The organism is Peribacillus simplex (assembly GCF_001542915.1).
GTDB lineage: Bacteria > Bacillota > Bacilli > Bacillales > DSM-1321 > Peribacillus > Peribacillus simplex_B.
This window is the reverse complement of the sequence record NZ_LNNH01000040.1, coordinates 38561-53469: the sequence shown is the minus strand read 5'-3', so window position 1 is coordinate 53469 and position 14909 is coordinate 38561. Positions and strand designations below refer to the sequence as shown.

Here is a 14909-nt window from a genome sequence, read left to right as displayed (position 1 = left end):
ATTGGCTAAAAAGATAGGCACACACCCCGTACTTTCAGTTGGAGAATGAACTGGTCTTATTGCTCCTTATCTATGGGATGAACTTCCTCATTGGATGACGAGTATATATGCCAGTTTTTTATTTTTATTAGTCATAGCTTTGAGGTGATGATTTGGCCTTGATCATTAATAGTCACTTTCCACTTCGTTCCGTTTGGTGAAGTCATCGTCACGGCTTTCCCTTTTTGCAGTTCCAGATCTCCATATAATGTGCCGCCTGAAGTCGGCAGCCATGCTGCACCCTGCTGAAGCGATGATCTTGCGAAGATCCGGTTAATCCGGAATCGTTTGTGCTCTTGTGTATACCCGCTTAAGGTCAGTTTGATTTTATAGAGCGTTTCTGCTCTTGTTTCTGAAATAACGGTGTTACCGGCATTGAATGGGAGGTTTTTGGCAACGGTCCATGGTCCATTCAAGCTTTGTTGATATTCGATCAATACGCGGCTGGGACTTTCATTCCACCCAAAATAAATCCCAAAGCAATTTAGCATGTTAATGGGCTGTTTCGAAAAATCCAACTCTATCACAACCGGCTGGGAACTGGGAACATCCAGGTAATTGACACTTTGTTCATCGAATAAATTGAAACAATTGTTGATATTTCCTCCGTAAGGGGCTTTTCCAGAAAGCTGGCGGACAGCGTGACGAACGTTTGCCTGAACTAAAATATCGTCCTGATTCCCGACCAGATGGGCTTTACCGAGCGCAAGAGGCGGGGATATTTGGAGGGATTCTTCATGAGGAGATGTGCAACGATTGTATTGGCCGCGGTCAAGAATCGATGTCGCTACCTGATTGGAATCGAGGTAATTGTGATGGGAGTCGGCGGAGAATTCAATGACGATAGGAGGATCTTCCATACGATACGTATCCCAGATGACGCCTTCAAATAGATTATAAGCGCCTGAGCATCGAATGACTTTTTTTGTTTGTTTTCGGCATTGGACTTGAATATCAGTAAAGGTGTTTCCCGAAATTTCGTATGGTAAATCGCTGCTTCCTACAATCTCGATCCCGTACTGGCAGCCATCTATAAAAATCGACTGGAAGGAGTTGGCATTAATCCAGCAAGGGGTATCTACATTTGACAGTTTTTCGGTTTTTAGATAGATAGCTGTTTGGAAGTTAGTGATTTGGAGGGAGCTTACCTTAAAGAAGCTGATGAAATCCCATGCTTTTTTACAGGATAAATGGATGGCTATACCTTGGTACGTTGCTGTTCGGTTTATCAAATTGATGTTGGAAATGGCTGTATGATTATGGATTTCGATTTGTTGCTCTCCCGATAAAAAAATGACGGATGAATTAAAACTCTTATCCACCACTTCAATTGTCCCGCCTGAGATGGCTGCATCCTTTTGGAGTTCAAAAACCTGGAAATTACCTTTTACACGTAATGTTATGGTAGGATCCAATTCAAGGTGTACATTCGACTTGATGACAATGGGAGAGGCTAAGGTATATTGCTTCGTCCCTGTAATGACAACTTTTGAATAATGATTATCTACACAATAGTCAATCGCTGCTTGAATGGCGGCTGAATTGTCCGCTAGATCAGGATTGGCGCCAAAACAATCAATATTGGCAACATTCCTGTTTTGGCAATCTTCAGAGAGGTTGAGTGGGTCTGCCATGTATAACACTCCTTATATGGTAATGTTATATAGTATATGTTTGTCCAAAAAGGATGTATAGGTATAAAAAACAAAAACAAACGAGAGCATCGTTTGTTTTTTATCATTGATACGTTTTAAGTGTAGAATGAATCATATTCGAGAGGGAGAAGGATTCCTCGACCTTTTCTCGTGCTTTGCTTCCCAAGCGTTGTCTTAAGTCCTCATCACCCTGAAGAGATTGGATCTGTTTAGCAAATTCCCGTTCTGAATGATGTGGAATGAGAATTCCGGTTTCATGGTCCACGATCGCTTCTTTAATCCCGCCTACATCCACTGACATCATCGGCGTTCCTGCCGCCATTGCCTCCAGCACGACCATTGGGAAGACTTCTCTGATCGAAGTTAAAAGAAGTAAGTCCATCTTGCATATAAATTCATACGGATTGGAGGCATTGCCTAGGAGCATCACTTTGTGGTGTAGCTTTAAGTCTTTAATCAGCTTTTCCACAAATTCTCGTTCAGGTCCATCTCCAGCGATATAAAACATCACGTTAGGTACCTCTTTTAACTCATTTACGATTTTTAAGAAAAGCTCATGATTCTTCTCTTTTGATAAGCGGGCTAGAATTCCGACATTGAACGTTTTTTTAGGCTGAATCTGTTTGAATGAAAAGTGTTCAACATCCACTCCGTTATAAATCGTTCGAATAAGATCTTTATTTACACCTAAACGAAGCAAGTTTTCTTTTTCAAAATGACTAATGGCGATAATTTGCTCAACATGCTGATTTAGCACGTTTTTAAAGAGTGAAGGCATCTTTTTTTCCAGGATGGTTACATTATGCTTGGTATACACAAGTTTGATATTTCTTCTGGTCAATTTCTTGATGGCAATGGAGTAAAGCAGCATGCGCAAACTATTGGCATGAATGACATCAATTTGTTTTTGGCTAACTTGTTTCCTTAATAGGGTAAGATTGGCGACATGATTCTTTAAGCTTAACGGAATGAAGTGTTGTTTGTGCTGGATGTGCTTGTACAATTCACCAGTGGCGGCAGCAGAGTAAAATGTCATGTTTTTATCTTGGAGATGGTTTTCCAATTTGCAAAAATACATCTCAGCTCCGCCTGTTATGAGTTTATCGGTAAGTAACAGGACATTGTTCATATTCATTTTCCCCCATTTTGTATAGAGACAGGCTGTAACCCTCTGCTTTTGTTATAGGCGTTATAGGCATATTTGGTGAAATAAAAGTTTGCTTCTATTATATTCAATTTTTCCTGGACCCTTAACAGTTTCCAATATCGATAGGCGGCCTTCCATTTATTTCTTGAAGTCGAGTTACTCACGATCCGATATCTGGATAGAATTCTTGGTAAGCCATGCGCTTGATATCCATTTCGCAGCAGCAACAGCCATAAAGCAGTATCCTCAGGCTGGATATCCGGCATTTCAATCTGCTTGATTTGCCTTCTATCCAACATAACGGTTAAACAACCAATCGTCGTATTTCCAATCAGATGTTTATAATCCACCGTAATCGGTGCCTTTACTTCGATAGCAAGTGAATGTCCTCGTTCATCTATTAAAGAATAAGAGGTGAAGGAAAAAGCAAGATTGCCGCTTTTCATGAATTCGACTTGTTCGTCCAATTTAGTAGGGAGCCATAAATCATCACTATCGAGAAAGGCAATATAAGCTCCTTGTGCTTCTTTAATGGCTATATTTCTAGCACGGGCCGCACCGACATTATTAGCCAGAGGGATAAGTCTGATCCGTGAATCCATAGCCTCATAGGATTTAATGACCTGAACCGAATCATCCTGTGAGTGGTCATCCACGATGATCATTTCCCAGTTAGGGTAGGTTTGATCCAGGACGGTTTCGATGGTTTCCTTGATATAGGCCGAGCAGTTATACGAGGGTGTTATCACGGAAACTAAAGGACTGTCATCCTTTGTATTGAAAATCATTATAATCCACCTCTTTTCTCTCATTTACGGAAATATATTTTAATGTTAGTGCTAAAAAGAAAAAAAATGCTTCATTGATCATAAGTGAAAGGGACATCATCTGTATCAAGAAGGCAAACAGGGTAAGCACAATGAACGGTTTTTCTTTATGTAGTTTAGTCTTGAATAAGGTGATGATGAGCATCAATAAAAAAGACAGGTAAAAAAGAAAACCGATGATTCCGGATTCTACTAAAACTTCGAGATATGTGTTGTGGACATAAAGCTTTTCATTATGCTCGAAGGCGTAATAATCGGAAAAGTTAAAAGCACCAATACCGAAAAGGGGATTTGACATGAAGTAGGTAAGTGCCTGCTCCCATAACTCAAATCGGCCGCTTCCTCCATCGGTTGAAAAGTCATCAACACGACTCGTGATGATGTCATTAACATCTATGTGTATCAATGATGCAGCGATATACATCACGGATATACATATAAAGGAAAAAACTATCATTTTGATCTTTTTTGACAAATTAGCTAACATCATGTACAAAAACACCACAAGGACAAGAGCTAAAATACCGCCTCTTGAAAAAGTCAGGAGGGAAGTGACCATGCATAGGATGAATCCGACTGAATGCTTGAATCCCTTTAAATGAGTCAAATAAAAGGAGAAAAATAGAGTGTTGAAAAAAATGTAGATGTTTGGATCATCAAGCAAACCAATTAATCTTGGATAATCCCGGTCCAATAATAAACCATAGGATGTAATCTCAACACCCGTCGGGAACCTTCCTGTCACTTGTATTCCGATGATATATAATAATAGGCTGATGATGTTGAAGATGATTCCTACATTTGAAATGGAGCTTTCAATGGCACTTATCGATGTTAACTCCAGTACATACCTCATGATGAAATAACAGCCGATAACAAGTATCACTCCCAAGATGACGCGAATGCTAGATTCAGGATACTGCGAAAAAGCGCCGCTCAGGCAATAGGTGAAATAAAATAATAGCAACAGGATTTCATAATGATATAGGGTATGGAAATAAAAATCCCGAAAATGAATGCAGAAAAAAATCGCTAAAAAAATCATGTAAATCTTTAATGAAAAACCGATGGAGATATTGTATTTACTTAGCGTAATAAAAAATAACAAGAGAAAGACTGACCACATGGAGGTGTTTTTATTAATTAGCAATCTTTCCATTCTCTTTTTGTCTCCCATCTTGTACATGTTTGGAATTGTGTTTCTTTTTTATGAAGCCTGTGATTAAATGCTTGATCTGTTTATCAAGCAGCAAAATGGCGGCTGTTACCATCATGATGGTGGAAATCATGGCTATAAAAGGATGCTTTGATAATGAGTAGTGCATCAGGCTAAAGCTAATCGTAAAGAAGGAACCATATGGCAGGATGACCTTGGCGATGACCGTTTTCTTCTCTGGATAAGCAATGACATAGCCAATGAACGAGACAATCTCCATTGTTAAAACGGCAAAGGCTGCACCGGCGACCGCATAGTTGATGCTCATATAATAGAAGGAAAGCAACCCGATCGTAATGGTAAAAAACTGAACAATCGTACGTCTGTTTTGTAGGCCTCTTGTAGTGAGACCGTCAGCGATGGCGATGTTAAAGCCTTGCAGAACGATGATGAAGGCCAATATTTTTAAAGGCTGAACCGCAGAGCCCCACTCGGCACCAAATAAAAGGGTGACGAGATACGCAGCCAAGTAGAATAAGGAAATCGTCATGCACATGCCGATGTATGACATGATTTTCATTTGCAGGATATTTAATCTTGTGTGTTCGCCCAGTTCCCCACGATTGTATTGTTTAAACAAAAGCGGAAAGAAAGCGCCTGCAATGACCCCTGGTATTTGGTATAAAGCGGATGGAATCCGATAGGCTACTGCAAATAGACCAACAAGCGTTAAAGGCAAGGTCTTTTCCAACACCAACGGACCCAATTGCGGGATTAGCATAATGAATAATCCACTGATTAAAAACGGACTAAGGTTCGTTAATAATTGTCTTTCAAAAGAAGTTCTCCAATTCATTTCCGCTTTCTTCAGCAGTAAATACAGGCTGTAAAGTCCACCGGATAAATAAGAAAATCCATATAAAAAGGCTGCTGTATGGACATCCACCTGTAAGCCCATACTAACTGCTGTTGAAATGATCAAAGCGACGGACGAGAAGATTTTAATGGATGCTATGAATTGCATCCTCTCAATCAATTGGAAATAGGTAATTCCGATACTTTGCATGGCCAAGCCAATGACCATCGGAATCATCAAGCTGTAAATCATATACAAAACGTCTTGTTCTTGATAGAGAATTCCGATTCCGAAGGAGAACACAATAAAGGTTAAGAGTAAGCAGACAATCCGAATTTTCATATAGGAAGAAAATGTTCTTCCTAAGTTTTCCAGCTTCGTTCCTTCACGCAGAAATGTATTACTTACTCCGAGATCTGTAAAAAAGTTCATGACCATGGCAAGAGCTAAAGCCACACTAAAAATTCCATAGTTCTTTGAGTTAAAATAATTGGCTAATAAAATGAGAGTCGCAGCATTTAATACATTTGAAAGAATGGTGCTGTAAAATAAATGGACAATATTGATGAATATGGAGTTTTTCTTTGTATTCACTTGTTTCGCTCCCCATTCACGACGATAAAGTCTTTGGCTTGAGTAAATGTGAAGGTGAATCAAGTATGGTTGTAGGTAAAGAATGCTGTTTCTGATTTAGGTAAAATTCATATGTGCTGGCAAGGCCTGTTTCAAGCGAATGAACGGGCTCCCAACCTAATTTCTGGATCGTCATTTTATTGCAAAGTAAGCTTTCTTTGATATCTCCATTTTTCGCTGGTTTATAAATTGGAGATATAGGATGACTGCCAAATGATTGAATGATGGAAAATAATTGATTGATGCTTGTACTGGTGGTTGATGAGATATTGAAGGTTCCGCTTCCTTCAGATTCCAACGCTTTCACATTGGCATCAGCTACATCTTTTACATAGATGAAATCCCTCGTTTGATTGCCATCCCCATATATATAAGGCCGTTCATTATTAATCACTAAATTAGTGAAGATTGATATGACGCCGCCTTCTCCAGTGGCTGTCTGTCTTGGACCATACACATTACTGTACCGAAGATTCACATAGTTTACATCATAAAGCTCCTTAGCAAGCTTTAGGTAATCCTCTGCCGTTTTTTTTGAAGCGCCATAAGGAGATAATGGAGAAGTAAGATGTGATAAAGTGATTGGCATAACATCGGAATTTCCATATACGGCCGCGGATGAAGCAAACACGACCTTTTTTACGGAATACTTGTGGGATAGTTTAGCTATGTTAATCGTTCCCATGATATTGATCCGTGCATCATTCGTAATATCCGATATGGATTTTTGTACACTAACCTGGGCAGCTTGGTGGATGACAAAGTCAGGCCTGAAAGTATCCATCGCATTTTCAAGGGAGACTTCATCTTCAACATTTCCAAAGAAGGGAGTGACCTTGGATTGTACATTCCCGATGGAACCGGTGGATAGATTGTCATATACAGCCACTTCATAATTTTTACGCATTAATGCATCGACAATATGAGAGCCGATAAACCCAAAGCCCCCGGTTACTAGTACCTTATTCATTTTCATTGCCCCTTTTAATAGATTATCTAGCTCCATTACCCGTAAAGACGATAGTCAGTGTTCGTAAAAAAATCTTGATCTCCATAGTAAATGAGCGATGTTGGATATAATACAGGTCGAAATTCAGCTTCTCTTTCGGGGTTAAATCGTACCCCCCATTCACCTGCGCCCATCCTGTTATGCCAGGCTTCACATATAAACGGCTCTTAAAGCCAGGCAAAAACGTTTCGAATTCTCTATAAAAGTATTCTCTTTCAGGCCTTGGTCCGATGAGTGACATATCTCCTTTTAAAACATTAATTAACTGAGGAATCTCATCAATCCGGGTCTTTCGTATAAATGCTCCTATTCTCGTAACTCGAGGATCGTTTTGACTTGCCCATGTAGGGCCATTTTTTTCGGCGTCGATGCCCATGGAACGTAATTTAATGATATTGAAAGGCTTCCCATCAAGCCCAAGCCGCTGCTGATAAAAAAAAGGCGAGCCAGTCGAATCAAGAGGGATGAGAATGCAAAATAAAGCTAAAACAGGTGTCAAAAGCAGCAACATCAAAAACGAGATGATAAAATCCATGGCGCGCTTTATATGAAAATATGATGATGTCGATAGTGGCTTCAGTAGAATTTCTTCTTGTCTATCGACTCTTACTTTGGAATCCAATGGTTATCCTCCTTGATTTATGAAATGATCATTGATCCTGAAAGTTCAAGATGTGCCCTCTCAAATTGCATTTTCACACCTGCAATTTTTTCTAATTTATCTCTTCCTTCTTGTATCGCTAAAATGATGCCATCACAATATTTAGCTACGATATTTGCATCAGGTTTATCTAAATTATCTGATGTGTGAAATAAAATGATATCAAAATTTTCCTTCCATTCCGCTATCAAAGATGGGAGGGTTTCCAATGTTAATAAGGCTGTTGGCTCATAAAGGACATCACTTGTCGGAAGACAAAATAAAGTTCCTTTTATATGTATAGCCTGGTTATTATGTGGTGCTTCATTTAAAAGCAAGTTGGTGAAACCAAACGAATTATCGATATTAAACACTTGATGCAGCGAAGGTTGGCGCAGATTAGCGTCAACTACCAGCACTCGTTTTCGCTGTTCAGAAAAGGCGAGTGCCAAGTATGCAGTAGCATTTGCTATATTTTGTGATTGTGAGATAGAAGTAATCATCAATACGGAATTATCTTTTTGAAGTTTGGACTGAATATTATTGCATATAGAATAAAATTGGTCTTTATTGATTACATCATTTAGATAAAAGGATTGTTTTCTTGTGAACTTAATACTCACCAAATTCACCTCTTTTCGCGGAAGGTAAAGTTTTATAGGATGATTTACGTTTTCGGTTAGTCTTTTTATCATTTAAATTTAACCTTCCTAATATGGGAATACCAAGTCGCTCAAGTTCCCTATCAGTGTAGGTAGAGTCATCGAAGTGTTCTCTAAGAAGGGCCAATCCCATTCCAGCAAAAATACCTATTACGATAGAAATGGCGATAATGAATTTCGGTTTTGGGAAAAGAAGCTCTGCTTGTCCCATTTCATTATCATTGAGAATACTGATTTGCTTTACACGTGTAATGTCCTTGAATTTGGAGATGGATTGCATCGCGACTGTTTGAGCAATCGCTTTAGCCGTTTCCGGGTCCGAATCCTTGACGGAGATCGTAATGATTTGTGAATTATCACGATTAGTAATGGATATTTGTTTAAGTAAATCATAGCTGGAAGCCTTAAGCGCCAATTCTTTTTTTACGCCTATCATGATTTGCGGACTTTTAATAATATCCATATATGAAAGGGCAAGTTGTCTATTCTCTTGAACTTTATTAATGGAAGTTTCCTTTTCATCCATGCTTAATGATCCTGCCAGCACTTGCGTTGAGTATTGATAAGTTGGTTTCATAATATACAGGGATGAAAAAATAATGAAGCCAGTGATACAAATTGCAGTGAGTATAATGATCAGCAGTCGTTTTTTTATAATTCGCATAAAATCTTTAATTTTCAATTTTTCATTCATTGAGTTCACCACTTTTTAGAAATAGTCAGAAAATCCATAAGTTTAAAGATTGAACAAATGTTTTCTGTAAATATTGGTAGTTGGAAAGCGTTAAGTTGTTACCCGACTTTGCGCTTTAACTCTATTGTTTTTTCAATAGAGTCTATTCGTTTCGTCTTCGTAAAATAAGAACCGAGCTTCATGGATGGTTTTTCTATGAATAGATAAGCCGCTGAAGAGAGTAAAATAGAAAAGATGAACGAACATACCAATAGTAAAATGATAGGCAACTTACTGTAAAATAGGTACATGAATGAGAATAAGGAAACGAGATGATATAAATATAAGCTATATGAAATTTTACCTAGAAAAGTAAGTGGACTAGATCTTAATAGCCTGGAAACTTTTTGGGAAGATACACTTATGGTGATAAAAATACAAACACCACATGAGACCACATAATCCCTAAAAATATAATTGTTCAAAAAATCCATTTCACCAATAATCCCTTCGTACATAAAACAGATAATTGCGACAATTAACCATACCATTTTTATCTTTTTTTTCATATTCGAAGCATAGGCAAAAAGTTCAAGTCGGTATTTTGCTAATATAGCTCCCATTAAAAAAAGAGTACAGTAATGAAAGCTAAGAAGAACGCTGGTAATACTTAAACCAGAACCAAACACATATAGAATTAAAGTAGTTAATGCACTTAAACCAAAAAGCAAAAATAATGAGTATATGAGCTTTTTTCTTATAAATAAAAAGATTAGAACAGGAAATATAATGGAAATTCTCATTTCGTGAACAAGTGACCAGATTACATTGTTATAGGCATCTGTATTATATTGTCCAATAAATAAAAAATGTTGTATTAATAAAGTAGGAGAATCCAGTGTTTTCCATGATTTATCAAACCATGTGCTTACAAAAGGCAATCCAGTATCGCTTAAGAGCATTTTTGCCGATATAGCCATGCTTATTGCAAATAGATATGGTAAATAAATTCGAAACACCCGTTTTATTACGTATGTAGAATAGTCAAATTTTGCACTATTAATTGATAAATACAAAACAAAACCACTCAATACAAAAAATAGAATGACAGACTCATTTCCACTGCTGAAAATAAGGCGAAGAGGAGTTTCCTTGAAAAAGTAAACCATGTATGGACTGTTTTCATCATATTGATAATTTGCATAAGATGGGTAAACCATCAAATAATGTCCAATTAACACCATGAGTGCGGCTAAACCTCTTAATGAGTCGAATTCCTCATATCTACTAGTCATATCCTCCTCCATACGAACCGTTTTTTTATAATATAGCATTTGTTCTCAATAAAGTATAGTTAGTTCTTTAAAACAGACAAAATTAGACAAAAAAAACATAAATCTATTTATAATATCTTTTCTTTTGCATTAGCTTCCTGTTAATAAAATACCAACTTTAATTCCTAATAATCGAAAGAATGTTGGAAATAAAACAGAATTTTTTTTTGTTCCAATATACCTAGAACACCGACCGATCAAAGAGGTGCTGGACTGTGGATATGCAAGCCGGGTCATGAAAAAGTTAGGTGAAGGGAAAATTTTATAAAAAGAAATAGTCCTAATGGCTGAGGAAAGTTCACGAATAAATAAGGCGGTAACGAGCAAAGATAATGGAACCAATTGACATCGTAATGTAATAGTGATAAGTTTTTTTTATTGATTCGTTATAAAGAACAAACCGTTCTTAAACAAAAAAAGATAAATTGACTCTATAAAAATATAGCTGTGAAAAAGGTAAATATCCGTTTGTATTTTTATCCATATTCAAAACAAGAAAACTCGATTAATGATTTAGAAAAGAAAGGATGAATTTTTATGCCTTTATACCAAATGAGAGAAGTATGGACACCTTTAAAATTAGTTGGAGTAAAGTTTTATAAAACAGATGATGGAAGCATTTTTATGAAAGTGTTTAATAAACGCCGTAGAAAGTTAAAGTGATACATAGTGATAATCCCCCTTAGATCTTAGTTTAATATCTTTTAATTAAGATAGTAGATCAAGTGCTTGTTATGGATCAGGGAGAAATAATACAGGTGGGTGAATATAACCAGTTAGCGAAGGAAAAGAGAGGAATGTTCAGCCATTTATTAGGCATTCAAATGGAATCCAGTGTATAAGGTTTAAAAACATATATAAAATGAAAGAAAGTCAGGGCACAGCCATAAAAATGGTTTGTGATACTGGCTTTTTTTAGGTGGGATTATTGAATTACTAGATAATAAGTAAAATTAATTAGTGTGAAAAATATTTTTTTGAAATAGTAAAATGAGCAAATTAAAGCAAGTACCTTTCTATTTCGTATATAAAGAAAGCTTATTTTATCAGGGTTTCGCATCCGAATGTCACTATTTGATGAAAAATGACGAAAAAAAACGAATAGTATTATGAACGATTATTATATTTTAAAGTATAATTAACATTACAATAGTGTTAAGTAATTAAAGGTTTATAAAAGCGTAATGCATTACCAATAGTATAAGGAGATTCATAAAATTTTGAGAAAAGCAAACCTATTGAAAGGTAGGGACGCAAAACTACAGATCTAAGGCTAATGCTAAGATGGCTGTGTTGCCACAAGTTGGGCGGGAATTGTCATGAAGGCAAGCAATGAAGTAGAAGAATGGGTCAGTTTAATGATAGAAGCGAGAAATGCTGGATTATCCATTGAAGATGTGCAAGTTTTTATTATGGAAAACGGAACGAGAGAAAAACAGTATATAATGGTATAGCAATTTTGGGGAGGACTGTTATGCAGTCTTTTTTTTTTAGGTTCCGATTTTTGGGATACTTGACGGGAGATTTCATTCGAAGTAATCGGCTGCGAATGTAAGCGAAACTACTTATCCAAAAAAAATAGGTAATAATACCTTAAAATTTTTTCGCCGTGTGCCGATACTATATATATAGATTAAGCAAAGGGACTTCGCGGAGGGCGATGTCAGTTAGCTGCCATCAAAATTAAAGGAGATTATTTGATGACAAAAAACAAATTCATTACGTTCGAGGAAGTTTATGAAAAGAAACAGAGAAGAAAGAAGCTGTTTATCGGGTCTTATGTTGCTATTATGTTGGTTTTAATTTCAGTCATGACTTATTTTCTAGGTCAATCATAATTGGGGAATGTTGGGGCTGAGGAATCGGTCCTTTTTTTGTTTTGAATATACTAGAGGAAATAGTTAATAATGGAATATTTACAGTAATTTAACTTGCCATAACCCACCAAATATGTGATTATCAAATAAATGAGCTATATTCCTTATATTTCAATAATAGGAATGGGGAAACAGTAGGAGACGGCGGCTCGACTATATGGGAGTGGGAGTTTGGAATGGAATTTTTAGAAATCTTAAAGGATACATACGCAAAAGGGGAGTTTGGCGAGGATATTACCATAACGGAGCTGGTGGAGGAGCTTAAGGGAAAATTAAGTGCAATCATCGAGGATTCTGATCGTTGATAATCCAAAAATACCTATTCCCCATCCTGTTCGTGCTTTGGGCGATGGTGATTTTCTTTTTTTCGTCGCAGACGTATGAGGAGCAGAGCATTACGCCTTTTTTGGCGCAGTTCAATACGCCGTATTGGTATGATCGGTTGGAGGGCCTATCATTCATGTATGGCGGGGTTGAGGTGAGTGCCCATACGGCGGGGGTTAATGGGTTTCTGGAGTTTTTCATTCGGAAGGGGGCCCATCTTTTTATCTTTTTCGTGTTTGGGTTGTTGACGTTGGGTGTTTGGCGCAGTTTTGTAAAGCATGCTGTTCTGGCGTTTGCAGGGGCTTTGGTTTGTGTCCTGCTTTATGCGAGTGCCGATGAGCTGCATCAAATGCTTACTGGCGGGCGGACTCCCTTACTGCAGGATGTGGTGCTTGATACGTTTGGCGGTTTGCTGGGCATTTTTTGCTTTCTAATGTTTAACCGTTGGAGAAGGCGTCGAACGTGAAGAAATATGTCTGATACCGATACATATAGGGAAGGAGCATGTCCAACAACATGCTTCTTTTTTTGTCATGTAGCTGAAAATGGCGAATGGCGTTTGCGGTTTGAATGGGATTCCTCTCCTTTTTCGGGCATCAGAGCATGTTCATTGAAAAAAGAGAGGGGATGCCTATGGGGAAGGAAGGGGATTCATTCCTCATGAGACATATTTCATTCTCGAGCGATCACTGATGGCTTTCAGAATGAACATTTTGTCCTGTTTGCTTAGCATAGCCCAGCTGCCTGCTTTGATTTTCATAACATTACACTCCTTTTGTTTGGAATCATTTATCATAGGCGATGAATGGCGGTTGATGGGTTCCGGGTCCAGAGATTAATAGAGTCGTTTGGTGAAAGGGGCAGGGGGAAGTTGGTTTTTTATTGGCTCATACTAGATTATACCGTCTTTTACCGTCTAATAAACAACAAAAATTCCAACAAATCTCTACAATTGACGTCCATTTTTTGTCAGAATATTGGACAGGCAAAAAGAAAAAGCTGTCAGAATGCGGGTTCCGGCAGCTCTTTCTTTTTGCTTATTTGATGTCCAATTGTTCTTTTAATTCAGATCGGACCATTTCTTTTTCTTCATCCGACACGATATTATAGTAGATTCCGTCGATTTTCTTACCATCGCCAGGAATGGTTGATTGGGTAATGCTTTTGCTTGCGTCCCGGTAGTGCTTCTGGATATCCATCATGTCATCGAACGTCAAATTCGTCTGGATGTTTTTGCTTAGGGCATCGAAGACATCATCATATTTTGTCAAAGATGAGACGCTTGCGCCTTCTTTAATGACGGCTTCGATGATGGCACGTTGTCTCGATTGACGGCCATAGTCGCCATTCGGATCGTCATGTCTCATTCGTGCATAGGCCAGCGCTTCTTTTCCATTAAGGTTGATGCTTCCCTTCGCGAAATGGACGCCCTCGTATGTGAAGTCCAAGTCGTTTTGTACCGTTACGCCGCCGACGGCATCAACGATATCCTTGAAGCCTTCCATATTGATCTTCATATAATAGTCGATCGGGATGTCGAGGAAGTTCTCGACGGTATCCATCGACATTTTTGCGCCGCCGAATGCAAAGGCGTGATTGATTTTATCCTGTGTTCCATGGCCGACGATCTCGGTCCGTGTATCACGGGGGATGCTTAGCATTTTAACGGATTTTTTCTGAGGATTGACGGTCAAAACGATCATCGTATCCGAGCGGCCTTTGTCGCCATCACGTTCATCGACCCCAAGCATGAGCATCGAGAAAGGCTCCCGATCGGATAGGGCAAGGTCCTTCGTTCGTTTGTCCGTATTGCGGTCTATGGGCGTATGCATCGAATCAACGGTTTTATTTAGGGAATTCCAGACGGAGTAGGCAAAAGCGCCTCCTGCTAATATGAAAAGTAGGACAATTATCCCGACTACCTTCAGCCAAGTCCGTTTCTTTTTTTTCTTTTTTTCGTGTCTCATAGATTACTTCCTTCCTCTTTTTGTTGCCACATTCTCTATTATATTTAATTTTTCGCGAAAATAATAGTATAATTTACTATTTTATCATAGCTTTTCCATTTTTTGGTGTA

General features: G+C 38.1%; 15 protein-coding genes and 1 riboswitch. Of the genes, 4 read left to right on the top strand and 11 right to left on the bottom strand.

Going from position 1 to position 14909, the window contains the following annotated elements; genetic code table 11:
- Positions 1 to 131 precede the first annotated feature (131 nt).
- The 10 genes from AS888_RS18800 to AS888_RS18755 all read right to left on the bottom strand — a co-directional run bounded on the left by AS888_RS18800 (position 132) and on the right by AS888_RS18755 (position 10592).
- Positions 132 to 1673, bottom strand: coding sequence for a hypothetical protein (locus AS888_RS18800; RefSeq protein ID WP_061143678.1), 1542 nt, complete (start codon positions 1671 to 1673; stop codon positions 132 to 134).
- Positions 1674 to 1776: 103 nt separating this feature from the next.
- On the bottom strand, positions 1777 to 2823 hold the full coding sequence (locus AS888_RS18795; protein WP_061143677.1) for a glycosyltransferase family 4 protein: 1047 nt from the start codon (positions 2821 to 2823) through the stop codon (positions 1777 to 1779).
- Positions 2824 to 2825: 2 nt separating this feature from the next.
- Positions 2826 to 3635, bottom strand: coding sequence for a glycosyltransferase family 2 protein (locus AS888_RS18790; RefSeq protein ID WP_397252180.1), 810 nt, complete (start codon positions 3633 to 3635; stop codon positions 2826 to 2828).
- Entirely contained in the window at positions 3607 to 4827 is a 1221-nt protein-coding gene (locus AS888_RS18785) for an O-antigen ligase family protein (protein WP_061143675.1), read from the bottom strand. Before AS888_RS18785 ends, AS888_RS18790 begins: the two co-directional genes overlap by 29 nt.
- A complete protein-coding gene (locus AS888_RS18780; protein WP_061143674.1) occupies positions 4808 to 6274 on the bottom strand; it encodes a lipopolysaccharide biosynthesis protein in 1467 nt (488 codons plus the stop codon). Before AS888_RS18780 ends, AS888_RS18785 begins: the two co-directional genes overlap by 20 nt.
- Positions 6275 to 6290: 16 nt before the next feature.
- Positions 6291 to 7283, bottom strand: a complete 993-nt coding sequence (locus AS888_RS18775; RefSeq protein WP_081092520.1) for an NAD-dependent epimerase/dehydratase family protein — start codon at positions 7281 to 7283, stop codon at positions 6291 to 6293.
- A gap of 22 nt (positions 7284 to 7305) precedes the next feature.
- Positions 7306 to 7857 (bottom strand): sugar transferase, encoded by a 552-nt coding sequence (locus tag AS888_RS18770; RefSeq protein ID WP_397252178.1) that lies wholly within the window; start codon positions 7855 to 7857, stop codon positions 7306 to 7308.
- 104 nt (positions 7858 to 7961) lie between these two features.
- On the bottom strand, positions 7962 to 8585 hold the full coding sequence (locus AS888_RS18765) for a CpsD/CapB family tyrosine-protein kinase (protein WP_061143672.1): 624 nt from the start codon (positions 8583 to 8585) through the stop codon (positions 7962 to 7964).
- Positions 8575 to 9318, bottom strand: a complete 744-nt coding sequence (locus AS888_RS18760) for a YveK family protein (protein ID WP_061143671.1) — start codon at positions 9316 to 9318, stop codon at positions 8575 to 8577. Before AS888_RS18760 ends, AS888_RS18765 begins: the two co-directional genes overlap by 11 nt.
- Before the next feature lie 98 nt (positions 9319 to 9416).
- Positions 9417 to 10592, bottom strand: a complete 1176-nt coding sequence (locus AS888_RS18755; RefSeq protein WP_061143670.1) for an acyltransferase family protein — start codon at positions 10590 to 10592, stop codon at positions 9417 to 9419.
- A 1257-nt stretch (positions 10593 to 11849) separates the two neighbouring features.
- A riboswitch (cyclic di-GMP riboswitch) is annotated at positions 11850 to 11932 on the top strand.
- 18 nt (positions 11933 to 11950) lie between these two features.
- Between AS888_RS18755 and sinI the strand changes: the two genes are divergently transcribed.
- From sinI to AS888_RS18750, 4 genes are all read left to right on the top strand, one after another.
- Positions 11951 to 12085 carry a DNA-binding anti-repressor SinI gene (gene sinI, locus AS888_RS25925; RefSeq protein WP_155645549.1) on the top strand — a complete coding sequence of 45 codons (135 nt, stop codon included), beginning with the start codon at positions 11951 to 11953 and terminating at the stop codon, positions 12083 to 12085.
- Between the two features lie 246 nt (positions 12086 to 12331).
- Positions 12332 to 12469, top strand: coding sequence for a hypothetical protein (locus AS888_RS25920; protein ID WP_155645548.1), 138 nt, complete (start codon positions 12332 to 12334; stop codon positions 12467 to 12469).
- Positions 12470 to 12684: 215 nt separating this feature from the next.
- Positions 12685 to 12813 carry a hypothetical protein gene (locus tag AS888_RS26925; RefSeq protein WP_260320309.1) on the top strand — a complete coding sequence of 43 codons (129 nt, stop codon included), beginning with the start codon at positions 12685 to 12687 and terminating at the stop codon, positions 12811 to 12813.
- Entirely contained in the window at positions 12810 to 13298 is a 489-nt protein-coding gene (locus tag AS888_RS18750; RefSeq protein WP_081092519.1) for a VanZ family protein, read from the top strand. Before AS888_RS26925 ends, AS888_RS18750 begins: the two co-directional genes overlap by 4 nt.
- Positions 13299 to 13869: 571 nt before the next feature.
- Here AS888_RS18750 and tagU read toward each other — a convergent pair.
- Entirely contained in the window at positions 13870 to 14799 is a 930-nt protein-coding gene (gene tagU / locus AS888_RS18745) for a polyisoprenyl-teichoic acid--peptidoglycan teichoic acid transferase TagU (RefSeq protein WP_061143669.1), read from the bottom strand.
- Positions 14800 to 14909: the final 110 nt, after the last annotated feature.